This is a genomic window from Streptacidiphilus jeojiensis, from assembly GCF_042510965.1.
In the GTDB taxonomy this organism is placed as follows: Bacteria; Actinomycetota; Actinomycetes; order Streptomycetales; family Streptomycetaceae; genus Streptacidiphilus; species Streptacidiphilus jeojiensis.
The window spans coordinates 584,985-596,745 of sequence record NZ_JBEUKS010000004.1 but is presented as its reverse complement, the minus strand read 5'-3'; the positions used below and the strand labels follow the sequence as shown (position 1 = coordinate 596,745).

12 protein-coding genes, 1 tRNA gene and 1 other RNA gene are annotated in these 11,761 nt (G+C 70.6%); 5 read left to right on the top strand and 9 right to left on the bottom strand.

Annotated elements, in window-relative coordinates:
• Together ABUW04_RS14940 and ffs are read right to left on the bottom strand one after the other, a co-directional pair.
• Positions 1 to 1,466 (bottom strand): DNA polymerase III subunit gamma and tau (locus ABUW04_RS14940; RefSeq protein ID WP_380565014.1); only part of this gene is annotated, 1,466 nt, incomplete at its 3' end.
• 77 nt (positions 1,467 to 1,543) lie between these two features.
• An RNA gene (gene ffs, locus ABUW04_RS14935) (signal recognition particle sRNA small type) lies at positions 1,544 to 1,642 on the bottom strand.
• Between the two features lie 130 nt (positions 1,643 to 1,772).
• Here ffs and ABUW04_RS14930 point away from each other — a divergent pair.
• Positions 1,773 to 1,857, top strand: a tRNA-Ser gene (locus ABUW04_RS14930).
• Positions 1,858 to 1,956: 99 nt separating this feature from the next.
• Here ABUW04_RS14930 and ABUW04_RS14925 read toward each other — a convergent pair.
• Positions 1,957 to 2,400, bottom strand: a complete 444-nt coding sequence (locus ABUW04_RS14925) for a type II toxin-antitoxin system VapC family toxin (RefSeq protein WP_380565012.1) — start codon at positions 2,398 to 2,400, stop codon at positions 1,957 to 1,959.
• Positions 2,397 to 2,657, bottom strand: a complete 261-nt coding sequence (locus ABUW04_RS14920; RefSeq protein WP_380565010.1) for a ribbon-helix-helix domain-containing protein — start codon at positions 2,655 to 2,657, stop codon at positions 2,397 to 2,399. The genes ABUW04_RS14925 and ABUW04_RS14920 overlap by 4 nt, the downstream gene beginning before the upstream one ends.
• 226 nt (positions 2,658 to 2,883) lie before the next feature.
• Here ABUW04_RS14920 and ABUW04_RS14915 point away from each other — a divergent pair, with 226 nt between their 5' ends.
• Positions 2,884 to 4,173 carry a carbohydrate-binding protein gene (locus tag ABUW04_RS14915; protein WP_380565008.1) on the top strand — a complete coding sequence of 430 codons (1,290 nt, stop codon included), beginning with the start codon at positions 2,884 to 2,886 and terminating at the stop codon, positions 4,171 to 4,173.
• Between the two features lie 70 nt (positions 4,174 to 4,243).
• Here the strand turns inward: ABUW04_RS14915 and ABUW04_RS14910 are convergent, their stop codons facing one another.
• From ABUW04_RS14910 to ABUW04_RS14890, 5 genes are all read right to left on the bottom strand, one after another.
• Positions 4,244 to 5,545, bottom strand: coding sequence for a KamA family radical SAM protein (locus ABUW04_RS14910; RefSeq protein ID WP_380565006.1), 1,302 nt, complete (start codon positions 5,543 to 5,545; stop codon positions 4,244 to 4,246).
• A 10-nt stretch (positions 5,546 to 5,555) separates the two neighbouring features.
• The gene (locus ABUW04_RS14905) at positions 5,556 to 6,572 is read right to left on the bottom strand and encodes a hypothetical protein (protein WP_157623720.1); all 1,017 of its coding nucleotides are present in this window, start codon (positions 6,570 to 6,572) and stop codon (positions 5,556 to 5,558) included.
• A gap of 147 nt (positions 6,573 to 6,719) precedes the next feature.
• Positions 6,720 to 7,877, bottom strand: a complete 1,158-nt coding sequence (locus ABUW04_RS14900) for a N(5)-(carboxyethyl)ornithine synthase (RefSeq protein ID WP_380565004.1) — start codon at positions 7,875 to 7,877, stop codon at positions 6,720 to 6,722.
• Positions 7,878 to 7,935: 58 nt separating this feature from the next.
• Positions 7,936 to 8,415 carry a helix-turn-helix transcriptional regulator gene (locus ABUW04_RS14895; RefSeq protein WP_380565003.1) on the bottom strand — a complete coding sequence of 160 codons (480 nt, stop codon included), beginning with the start codon at positions 8,413 to 8,415 and terminating at the stop codon, positions 7,936 to 7,938.
• 24 nt (positions 8,416 to 8,439) lie between these two features.
• Positions 8,440 to 8,850 carry a VOC family protein gene (locus ABUW04_RS14890; protein WP_030253791.1) on the bottom strand — a complete coding sequence of 137 codons (411 nt, stop codon included), beginning with the start codon at positions 8,848 to 8,850 and terminating at the stop codon, positions 8,440 to 8,442.
• A 183-nt stretch (positions 8,851 to 9,033) separates the two neighbouring features.
• Between ABUW04_RS14890 and ABUW04_RS14885 the strand changes: the two genes are divergently transcribed.
• Genes ABUW04_RS14885 through ABUW04_RS14875 form a run of 3 tightly spaced genes read left to right on the top strand, consistent with a single transcriptional unit; the run spans position 9,034 to position 11,743 of the window.
• On the top strand, positions 9,034 to 9,627 hold the full coding sequence (locus ABUW04_RS14885) for a hypothetical protein (RefSeq protein ID WP_380565001.1): 594 nt from the start codon (positions 9,034 to 9,036) through the stop codon (positions 9,625 to 9,627).
• A 29-nt stretch (positions 9,628 to 9,656) separates the two neighbouring features.
• Entirely contained in the window at positions 9,657 to 11,072 is a 1,416-nt protein-coding gene (locus ABUW04_RS14880; RefSeq protein ID WP_380564999.1) for a sensor histidine kinase, read from the top strand.
• Entirely contained in the window at positions 11,069 to 11,743 is a 675-nt protein-coding gene (locus ABUW04_RS14875) for a response regulator (RefSeq protein WP_030253786.1), read from the top strand. The genes ABUW04_RS14880 and ABUW04_RS14875 overlap by 4 nt, the downstream gene beginning before the upstream one ends.
• Positions 11,744 to 11,761 lie beyond the last annotated feature (18 nt).

Below are 11,761 nucleotides of genomic sequence, written 5' to 3'. Positions count from 1 at the left end.
GGCGCCGTTGGCGGAGCGGAGTCCGCCGCGGGCGCGCCCCCCGCCGCGGGGACGCTGCGCGGCACCGGCCAGGCCCCGCGCGGCGCGCCGCCCCCCTGCACCGGTGCCGCTGCGGGCTGCTGGGCAGGCGCGGGAGCGGAAGCAGAAGCCGAAGCGGGAGCCGACGGTGCAGGCGCTGCGGCCTGCGCCGGCGCAGCAGGTGCCTGCTGCTGCAGCGGCTGATGCCTAACCGGCGCCGCCTCCAGCACCGGCGCCGGGGCGGACGCGATCGTCACCGGCGGAGCCGTCACCTCGTGCCCACCCGCGAAGGCCCCACGCCGCTCCAGCCGGTCCAACCGGGCCTGGGTGGACCGCTCGTCGTCGTAGGCACCGGGCAGCATCACCCGGGCGCAGATCAGTTCGAGCTGCAACCGGGGCGATGTCGCCCCCCGCATCTCGGTCAGTCCGGTGTTCACGATGTCGGCGGCACGGCTGAGCTCGGCGGGGCCGAACTTCGCGGCCTGCTGCTCCATCAGCGCGATCCGGTCGGCGGGCGCGTCGATGATGCCCTTCTCCCCCGCGTCCGGCACGGCGGAGAGGATCACCAGGTCACGCAGCCGCTCCAGCAGGTCGGCGACGAAGCGGCGCGGGTCGTGGCCGCCCTCGATGACCCGGTCCACGATGCCGAACACCGTCGCGCCGTCCTGCGCGGCGAAGGCGTCCACCACCTCGTCCAGCAGCCCGGCGTCGGTGTAGCCGAGCAGCGAGGTCGCCATGGCGTAGGTCACACCCTGGTCAGCGGCGCCGGCCAGCAGTTGGTCCATCACGGACATCGAGTCGCGCACCGAGCCGGCGCCGGCGCGGACCACCAGCGGGTACACGGTGTCCTCGACCCGGATCTCCTCCCGGCCGCAGACCTCGGCCAGGTAGTCGCGCAGGGTCCCCGGCGGAACCAGCCGAAAGGGGTAGTGGTGGGTCCGCGAGCGGATCGTCCCGATGACCTTCTCGGGCTCGGTGGTGGCGAAGATGAACTTGAGGTGCTCCGGCGGCTCCTCCACCACCTTCAGCAGCGCGTTGAAGCCGGCCGTCGAGACCATGTGGGCCTCGTCGATGATGTAGATCTTGTAGCGGCTGGAGGCGGGCGCGAAGAACGCCTTCTCCCGCAGGTCACGGGTGTCGTCGACACCACCGTGTGAGGCGGCGTCGATCTCGATGACGTCGATCGACCCGGGCCCGCCGCGGGCCAGGTCAGTACAGGACTGGCACACCCCGCACGGGGTGGGCGTCGGCCCCTGCTCGCAGTTCAGACAGCGCGCGAGAATGCGCGCACTGGTCGTCTTGCCGCAGCCGCGGGGACCGCTGAACAGGTACGCGTGATTGACCCGGTTGTTGCGCAGCGCCTGCTGGAGCGGACCGGTGACGTGCTCCTGACCGATGACCTCGGCGAAGGTCTCGGGGCGATAGCGGCGATAGAGAGCGAGCGACACGTCACTGACCATAACGGTCCCCACTGACATACGGACGCCATCCGTCCCAGCGGGGGCACCCGTGCGCAGCCCCGGGGAACGACAGGACCCCCCGTGCACCCGCCAGAGCCCACTTACCCTTGCTGCCTTCCGGCCCTGGGGGGGTTCAGCGAGATAGCGCCACACGAGGGGCTGACCAACAGCCTAGCGGATCCCCACCCCACCCCGTGACCACCCCCTCCCCCGCCACCCCCCACGACCGATCCCCAGGTCAGCCCAGCGAAACGTGTGCACGAGCACCCCCAAACATCTAGTAAGCTCTCCCACGGAGGATTCGCCTAGTGGCCTAGGGCGCACGCTTGGAAAGCGTGTTGGGGGCAACCCCTCACGAGTTCGAATCTCGTATCCTCCGCAGGTCAGATGGCCCGCACCGTTCGTCGGTGCGGGCCATCTGCGTTTTCGTCTCAATTTCCTTCTCGCCGGCCCGCATTGGACCTGCTCGGACCGTGCATCAGAGCGGAAGGTCGTCGGGCAGGAGCCGGAACGCCTTGTGGCGGCTGAGAGGGCGCAGGGCGCGGAAGTCACGGCGGTCGAGAGTGAGGACGGCATCGGTGTCGTAGTCGGATGCCAGGGCGACGTTCACGGCGTCGGCGAGGTCGAGGTTGAGCGCGGCGTGACGGGCCCGCACGGACTGGGCGGCGCCGAGATGGTCCTCGGTGATCTCAGGGACGACGACGCGGCCTCTCCCCATCCAGCGTCGAATGTCGTCGACAGCGCTGATCGCCGCTTCGCGGCCGAGCTCACGGGTGGCCACGTGATCGACCTCAGCGAGCAGGAGTGGAGACATGACGAGGAGCCCGGCAGCCATGATCGCTTCATTGGCCGAACCGTGCTCGGGATGGGTGGAGTCGAGCGCGGCCAGCAGGCCGGAGGTGTCGGCGACGACAATGATCACGTGGCGGTCCCGGAGTCCGGCCCACGTCGAACGGCATCAGCCACAGCGTTGCGCACATCCTCCTTGGTCGGAGTGCGACCGGAGCCTTCAAAGGTGCGCGAGAACAGCGGCTCGTCCCAGACCCGGTTCGCCATGGCCGCCAGATGGATGCCCTGGCGAATGATCTCGGCCTCGCTTATCCCCCGACGCCGGGCCGCCTCCTTGATGATGGCGAGATCCTCAGGGTCGGCATAGACATTCGTGCGCTTCATGGACATGTACCAAGCCTAGCCCATGTACCAGATTAGCACATGGGCTCAGATCACGCGGTGAGGGCCTGCGAGTTCGGCCGGGTTCGAAGCAGCTTCTCACTCTGGTCTGTACCAATCTGGGTGAGTGGTCTTGACCAATCCGTTCACCGGCCGTACAAAGTGAGTCACCTTGTCGGTCCACTGACAAGGTGCGATGTGCGATCGCCAAGCTCCTCTCCCCCTTGGAGGGTTCATGCGGGTCGGAAGACGGATTCTTCACTCAGCACTCATAGCCGGTTCGGCCTTCGGGCTGGCGATCGGTGGATCGGTCATCGCGGTGGTCTCGGCGCCCGCCGCGCAGGCGGCGGTCACCTGCGCGACGGCGTGGAGCTCCTCCACCGTCTACACCGCCGGCCAGCAGGCCAGCGAGAACGGGGTCGAGTACACCGCCAACTACTGGACCCAGGGCAACGATCCGGCCACCAACAACGGTGGTACCGGTTCCGGGCAGCCGTGGACGTCCAACGGCGCGTGTACCGGCGGATCGACCGGGGGCGGCGGAGGAGGCGGGGGGACCGGTACCGGCACGGGCTCGGTGAGCGGTCTGCTCTTCAGCCCGTACAAGGACGTCACCATCAACATGAACTGGAACACCTACCAGATGCAGTCGGCCGCGTCCGGCTCCGTGCTGCCGGTAGTGGGTTCCGGGAGCCTGGTGTCGCAGTACGTCCCGAAGCTGCCCGCGCTCACGCTCGCGTTCGCCACCGGCGCCTGCGGCAGCGAGACCTGGGGAGGTGTCTCGGGTGCCAACTTCGCCACGGAGAACGTGGCCCAACTCCACACCGCCAACCTGAACTACGTCGTCTCGACCGGCGGTGCGGCAGGGTCCTTCACCTGTGCCTCGACGGCCGGCATGGATTCCTTCATCGCCCGCTACGCGAGCACGAACCTGGTCGGCATCGACTTCGACATCGAGGGCGGCCAGAGCCAGTCGGACATCCAGAACCTGGTCGCCGCCGCGGCGGGGGCGCAGGCGCAGTACCCGAAGCTGCAGTTCTCCTTCACGCTCGCCACGCTGGGCGCATCCGACGGGAGCTACGGCGGGGTGAACTCGCTCGGCAGCGAGGTCGTCCAGGCGGTGAAGGGCTCCAGCCTGACGAACTACGTCATCAACCTGATGACCATGGACTACGGCAGCGCGTCCAGCAGCGTGTGCGTCGTCACCTCCGGCAGCTGCGAGATGGCGCAGTCGGCGATCCAGGCGGTGAAGAACCTGGAACACACCTACGGAATCGCGGCGAGCAAGATCGCCGTCACGCCGATGATCGGCATGAACGACGCCACCAGTGAGACCTTCACCACCGCGGACGTGAGCACGCTGTCGTCGTACGCAAGCAGCAACGGCCTGGCCGGGCTGCACTTCTGGTCGCTGGACCGGGACACGCCCTGCTCCTACACGTACGCGTCCCCCACCTGCGACTCCGTCCCCAGCACGTCGCCGCTGGGATACACCAAAGCGTTCCTGAGCGCCCTCGGGTACTGACCAGGAACCAGGGCGGGCCGCGCACGAGCTACCGTGCGCGGCCCGCCGTGCTGTCGCTGAACCGCTGGACCTAGTCCACCCCCGGCAGCGGCCCCGCCCCAGGGAGTGGCTTGAGTTCGGTGAGCCAGCGGGCCGACGGGTCGTAGGCCGCGAAGAAGGGGCGGCCGACCAGGTCGGGGTCGCGGGCCTGGACGTAGTGCAGCACGAAGGCCTGCTGGCCGGCGACCTCGGCGACGCCGTCGACCTGGACCTTGCCCGGGGTGGCCGACATGATCGGCCCGCGTACCGTCCGGGCGAGGCCGGAGACCTGGGCGTACGCGTCCCGGAAGATCTCGTGGGCGCGGGCCAGCGGGACCGCGAAGTAGTCCTGCGGACCGGTGTCGCGCTCGACGAAGAGGTAGTAGGGCACCGCACCCTGGGCGACCAGGCGCCGCCACAGCACCGCCCAGTCCTCGGCCCGGTCGTTGATCCCCCGGATCAGCGGCGCCTGGGCGCGGATCACCGCCCCCGTCCCGCGGATCCGGTCCACCGCCCGCCGGGCCGACTCGGGCTCCAGCTCCCGCGGATGCGAGTAGTGGGCCATGAAGGCGAGCGTGCGCCCGCTGCTCCCGACCCGCTCGAACAGCCGCAGCAGGTCGTCGGCGTCCGGGTCGGTGAGCACACGGTGCGGCCAGTAGGAGAGCGCCTTGGTGCCGATCCGGATCGACTCCAGGTGCGGCACGTCCAGCAGCGGCTCCACATAGCGGGCCAGCACCGCGCTGCTCATGATCAGCGGGTCGCCACCGGTGATCAGGACGCTGGTGACCTCCGGATGGGCCAGCAGGTAGGCGCGCAGGGTGTCCGCGTCGCTACTGGCCATGCGCAGGTCGGGCTCGCCCACGAACTGCGGCCAGCGGAAGCAGTAGGTGCAGTAGGCGTGGCAGGTCTGGCCCTGCTGGGGGAAGAACAGCACCGTCTCGGGGTACTTGTGCTGCATCCCGTGGACCGGCTCGCCGTTCAGCCGCGGGGTGTTCAGCGACAGTTGCTCGCCCGGGTGCGGGTTCAGCCGCATCCTGACCGCGTGCGCGGCGGCCTGCAGTTCGCCGGGCGTGGCGCCCCCGCTCAGCAGCCGGGCGATCCGATTGACGTCCGCGGCCGGGAGCATGTCCGGCTGCGGGAAGACCAGCCGGTAGATCGGGTCGTCCGGGGCCGCGTCCCAGTCGATCAGCTCGTCCACCACATAGGAGTTGGTGCGGAAGGGCAGCACGGTGGCGACCGCACGTGCTCTGAGCTGATCCGCTGGATCGAGCCCGGCGCGGGCGAGCAGCCCGGCCAGTTGCGGCATGGTGACCGCTTTGAAGGTCGGTCCGGTACGGTCGCGCGAGGTCGGCACAGTGGCAACGCTATAGCCCCACTGGCCGCAGCCTCACGAAGACGTCGTCGACCGGCGTTCCGTACTTCTCCTCGAAGTCCGCGCCCAGCGACGCCAGCAGCGACTCGTCCGCGTCGTCCACCAGTTCCAACTCGTAGACCTCGTCGTCCCGTCCGTCGATCTGGGCCCGGGGCGGTCTTGGTCGCCGCCGGGCGAGTTCGACCACGACCCGTTGGTCGCTGATGTAGACGTGGCCGTCCTGGCGCCGGACGTACTCCAGTTGCAGCGCGCTGCGCCCGCCCTCGTCGTGCAGCAGCACCAGACGCTGCGTCATCACCTCCGCCATCGGGCGGGCGTTGGCCCACAGGTCGGCGAAGCGCTCGGCGACGAACGAGCCGAGCGGGGTGGAGACGCGCACCTCCAACTGCTGCCCCTCCCCGGAGAGTCGGTCGACCGGGTAGAAGCTGACCATCATCCGCTCGCCCCAGCGGTAGAGCTGGATCGAGGGGGCCGCTGCGTAGAGCCGCACCTGGAACTGGTCCCGGCGTCCGGCGGGCAGGCCGGCCTGGAGCCGGTGCAGGTCGCGCAGGTTGCGCATGATCTCGCGGCGCACGTCCTCCCGGATCTCGGCGGAGCGCTGCCGGGCGGCGAGCGACTCGGGGTCCAGCAGCAGGACCCGCACCACCGCGCCCCGGCCGACCGCGGCCGTCGCCGCCCGGACGAAGCGGTCCGCGGTGCGGCCGGAGAAGAGGTAGGAGAAGGTGTCGAGCACGAAGACGACGTCGGTGGCCGAGGCGACCTGCTCGCAGAAGGCCGGGTAGTCGAGCCGGATGTGCTCGCGTACCCGTTCCTCCTCGATCCGGGTCAGGAACGGCTGGATGATGAGCACGGTCACGATCGCGCCCAGGAACTCCGGTGCCAGGTTGAGCAGCAGGTTGGCCCGGAAGTCGGGCACGCTCCGGGCGGACCAGACCGCGACCAGGCCGCACACTGCGAGGGCGGCGCAGAGCAGCAGCATCCTGCGGTGCGGACCCCCGTGCCTGGACACTCTTCACCCCCGCCGTCCCCGACGTCCTTGCACACACCCGTGCGAGGCTTCCTACCCGCGCCGACGAGGCGTCATGCGACGGTTTCCAGCCCCGGTGACGTGGCGTCCGACCGCCGTCGTGGCCGGGCACCACATCACCGGAAGCGGCTACGACGCCCTGGCGTGGGGGTAGTCCGGGGAGCGGTGCTGGAAGGCCAGCACCGCTCGGTTCCGGATGGTGCCTTCCTGGATCTCGATGGCACGACGGATGGTCTCGTCCGCCTCCCAGCTGCTGGGGCCGTCGAGGACCGCACGCAGGTAGGGGATCAGCGCTTCGCTGTTCTCCCAGGTGGCGGCGTTCCACAGGTAGGAGGGGCTGTGGTCGACACCGTAGTAGTGCACCTGGTCACCGACGGTGAACATCGGGTCGGTGAAGGTGGTCGGCCGGGCCCAGCTGAAACCCATGCCCTCGTCGCAGGAGACGTCGATGATCAGGGTTCCCGGCGCCAGCATCGCCAGATCCTCGTCGATCAGGAACGTCAGCGGCGCGCCGGTGTCCTGCAGGACGCAGTTGACGATGATGTCGTGCCCGGCGAGGAAGTCCGCCAGCGGTACCCGGCCCTCCTCGGTGAGGGCGTGGCTGCGGCGCGGGTCGGCGGTGTCGTCCGCCACGTCATGGTCGAACTGGACGATGCGCGCCGAGTGGATCGGTGAGCTGACCGCGGTGACACCGCGCGCGGTGAGCACGTCCACGTCGTGCACACCCAGCGAGTTCAGCGCCGTCACGGCCCCCCGGGCCGTCGCGCCGAAGCCGATCACGACCGCGCGCAGCCGACGGCCGTAGTCGCCGGTCGAGCCCCGTAGCTGCAGGGCGTGCAGCACCGAGGAGTACCCGGCCAGCTCGTTGTTCTTGTGGAAGACATGCAGGTTGAACGAACCGTCCGTGGTCCAGTGGTTCATCGCCTCGAAGGCGATGAGCGTCAGCCGGCGGTCGATGGCCGTCTGGGTGACCTTCTCGTCCTGGACGCAGTGCGGCCAGCCCCACAGGACTTGCCCGTCCCGCAGTTCGGCGACGTCCTCCAGCATCGGTTTGGCCAACAGAATGACCTCGCACCGCTCGATGAGCTGCGCCCGTGGCAGGAACCCGGCGACCAGGGGTGCCAGCTGCTCGTCGGAGACCCCGAAGTACTCGCCGTATCCCTGCTCAAGGTGGATATGTGCCCGGAGATCGACGTCGATCCGCTCGAAATGCGCGGGGTGGATCGGCAGTCGGTGCTCGTTCTCCTTGCGTGACTGCGCCATGATTCCGAGATTGAGTCGGTGCAAAACTGCCCCTTTGATTACCTCCTGTGTAACACGCCGTACCTAATCGCACGCTCCGCGATCAGGCTGGTTGCAGTTCTGCGGCGGCCGCGGCGGTGGGCTGGGACTCCCGGTGCCGGACCGGTCTGGTCACCTGCTTCGCGACGCAGGACGGGATTCCGGCCGTGGCGTCCGCCGCCTGGCGCTGGTAGCTGCTGGGGGGCATGCCGACCAGTTCGGTGAAGCGGGTGCTGAAGGTGCCCAGCGACGAGCAGCCCACCGCGAAGCAGACGTCGGTGACACTGAGGTCGCCACGGCGCAGCAGCGCCATCGCCCGCTCGATCCGACGCGTCATCAGATAGCTGTACGGCGACTCCCCGTAGGCCGACCGGAACTGACGGCTGAGATGCCCCGCCGACATGAACGCGCCGCGGGCCAGCGCCTCGACGTCCAGCGGCTGCGCGTACTCCCGGTCGATCCGGTCACGGACCCGGCGCAGCCGCGCCAGGTCCTCCAGGTGCTGCGCCGCCGTGCGTGCGCGCGCCCATCCGGGACGGCACATGAGAGAGCTCCTTCCGGTATCGGGTCAGCGGAGTTCCTGGATGCGGACCAGGTTGCCCGCCGGGTCGCGGAAGGCGCAGTCGCGGATGCCGTACGGCTGCTCGGTCGGTTCCTGGACCACCTCGGCGTCGCCGGCCTGCACCTTCTCGAAGGTGCCGTCGAGGTCCCGGGTGGCCAGCAGGATCCAGCCGTAGGTGCCCTTGGCCATCATCTCGTGGATGGTGCGCCGCTCGTCCTCGGTGACCCCGGGGTCGGCGCCGACCGGCGCCAGCAGGATGGACGTGCTGGGCTGGTCGACGGGGCCGACCGTGATCCAGCGCATCTTGCCCTGGCCGACGTCGCTGCGGACCTCGAAGCCGAGGGTGTCACGGTAGAAGGCCACGGACGCGTCCGGGTCGTCGTGGGGGAGGAAGCTGGTGTGAATGGTGATGTCCATGGCTGTCACGTTAGCCGCGGCCGACGCGCGGCACTTCTCGATTCCTGACCGGTCCGGCCGCCGCGTACCCCCTACCGGAGTAGGGGGTCGGAACAGGACCGTGGTGTGAGGTGGACGAGGGTGTCCTGCTCCTAGCTTTCCGGTCGTCGGCAAGGGGCCGATCGGAGCGTGGAGGAGCAGACCATGGCAGTCATCACCGCACGGAACAGCCGCAGGACTTCCCCGTCGCAGGCCACCCCTGAGCGGTCCGTACGCCGCTTCGGGCGGCGGGTCGGGTACGCCGCGGCGCTGCTGCCGATCGCCGTCGGGACGGTTGCCGCGGTCGCGGTCGGACGGGCGGACCGGGCACGGACCTGGTGGGCGCGGGTCGCCGAGCAGCAGCCGGAACTGACGGAGGGGTCAGGCCCGCGCCCCGGCCCGGTGCGGCTGCTCGCGCACGCGGTGTTGGCCGTGCCGCTGGGGCTGCTGGCGCTGATCCCGGTCGGGATCGAGATCCTCTTCGTGCTGCGCGGCGTCTGCTACGGCCTGGTGGACCACGGCCCCTACGACCACTCGTGGGGCGGTCCGACCGCAGGCGGCGCCTGGCTGGCCCACTTCGGCATCGGGCTGCCCTGTGCGGCCGGCGGGGTGCTGGTGCTGTGGCTGCTGAACCGGCTGCACGCGCGTCTGGCGGGCTGGATGTGGGGACGCCGGGTCGGGTTCGGACCGGTCCTGCTGACGGTGCTGGCCTGCGTCGGCGGGGTGGCCCTGATGACCGCCTGGATCCACCAGCTGTGAGACCCGGTCCGGAGGTATCGTGGCGGACGATGATGATCGACACCGTGCGGGGGCGGCTCGGGGATCTGCCGGGGCTCGTCCGGCGGGCGGTCTGGGACGACCTGGGCCGGCCGGCGGAGGCCGCGCCGGGCGGGAGCCCGGGTCCGGGCAGCCTGGGTCCCGGCAGATGGGGTCCGGGCAGGTGGGGTCCGGGCAGGTGGGGTCCGCGGACACTGTGGGCGCTGGCCGTTCTGGTCCTGGTCAGCGGCACCCTCGATCTCGTCCAGCACTACGACTTCGACTACGCCCCGTCGCTGGCGCTGAGCCTGGCCCGGGCCGCCCCGCTCGCCGTGGCGCTCGGCCGACCGCGCACCGCCTGGTGGACCGAGCTGGCGGCGGTGACCGCGACCGCCGCGCTGACCCGCCCGCACTCGGCCGCCGAGCCGTGGCCGTGGGCGGTGACCTCGCTGCTGTCGCTGGCCCCGGTGTTCATCGCGGTCGGCCTGCGGACCTCGCGCCGCGCCACGGTCGCCATGTGGCTGGAGGTGACCGCGGTCGGCGCCGTGCTCTTCGCGCTGGTGCCGACCGGACACGGCTGGTTGGGGCTGCTCCCCATGGGCGTGCTGCTCGCCGTCGGCGCGCTCACCGCCGACGCCCTGCGCGGACGGAGCGAGGCCCGGACCCGGCTGGCCGCCGCCGAGCAGCTCGGCGAGGCCGAGCAGGCTCGGGCCACCCTGCTGGCCGAGCGGGCCCGGATCGCCCGCGAACTGCACGACGTGGTCGCGCACCACATGTCGCTGATCACGGTCCAGGCCGACAGCGCGCCGTACCGAATCCCGGACGTACCCGCGGCCGCCGCCGAGGAGTTCGCGTCCATCGCCGCCGAGGCGCGACGGTCGCTGACCGAGATGCGACGGCTGCTGCACGTGCTGCGCAGCGAGGACGCGCCGGACGGGGAGAACGCCCCGCAGCCGGGCCTGTCCGACCTCCCCGCGCTGGTCCGGGCCACCCGCCAGGCCGGTGTCGATGCCCGCCTGGTGCTGGCCGAGGGGCTGCCGGACGACGCCGAACTACCGGCCCTGGTACGGCTTTCCGTCTACCGGATCGTCCAGGAGGCGCTGAGCAATGTGGTGCGGCACGCGCCCGGGGCAGACGCCAGGGTCACCGTGGATCGGGGCACCACAGACCGGGGCGACGGCGCGGTGCGGATCGAGGTGGTCGACTCCGGTGCCACCGGTGCCGCGCCCCCATTGGAGCCGCGGGCCGGCGGCCACGGCCTGGTCGGGATGCGGGAGCGCGTCGCCGTGCTCGACGGTGAGCTGGACGCCCGGCCGCTCCCCGGCGGCGGCTTCCGGCTGAGCGCCGTCCTTCCGCTGCGTGGACTGCGACAGAGCGAACTGCAAGAAGGCGGACTGCGAGAAGGCGGACTGCGAGAAGGCGGACTGCGAGAGTCAGGAGCACCATGACCGTCAGCGTGCTGGTCGTCGACGACCAGGCCATGATCCGTGCGGGCTTCGGCGCGCTGCTGGCCGCCCAGCCCGACATCGAGGTGGTGGGCGAGGCGGCCGACGGCCGGGAGTGCCTGGAGCTCTCCCACCGCCTGCGCCCCGACCTCGTGCTGATGGACGTTCGGATGCCGGTCATGGACGGCCTGGAGGCCACCCGGCAGTTGATGGACCCGCCGCGCGGTGTCGAACACCGGCCCCGGGTGCTGATGCTGACCACCTTCGACATCGACGACTACGTGTACGCCGCCCTGGCCGCCGGCGCCAGCGGCTTCCTGCTCAAGGACGCCCCGCCCGCCGACCTGATCGCCGCGGTCCGGATCGTGGCGGCCGGCGACGCCCTGCTCGCGCCATCGGTCACCCGCCGACTGATCGAGGGCTTCGTCCGCAGCCGCCCGCCCGCGCTCCGGGACGCGACCCGCCTGAACGGGCTGACCCCACGTGAGACCGAGGTGCTCGGCCTGGTCGCCCGCGGCCGGTCGAACAGCGAGATCGCCGGGGACCTGTTCCTGGCCGAACAGACCGTCAAGACGCATGTCAGCCGGATCCTTGACAAACTGTCACTGCGCGACCGGGCCCAGGCCGTGGTCTTCGCCTACGAGAGCGGACTGGTCACCCCCGGTCAGTCCTGACCGGCCGGGACCGGGAGC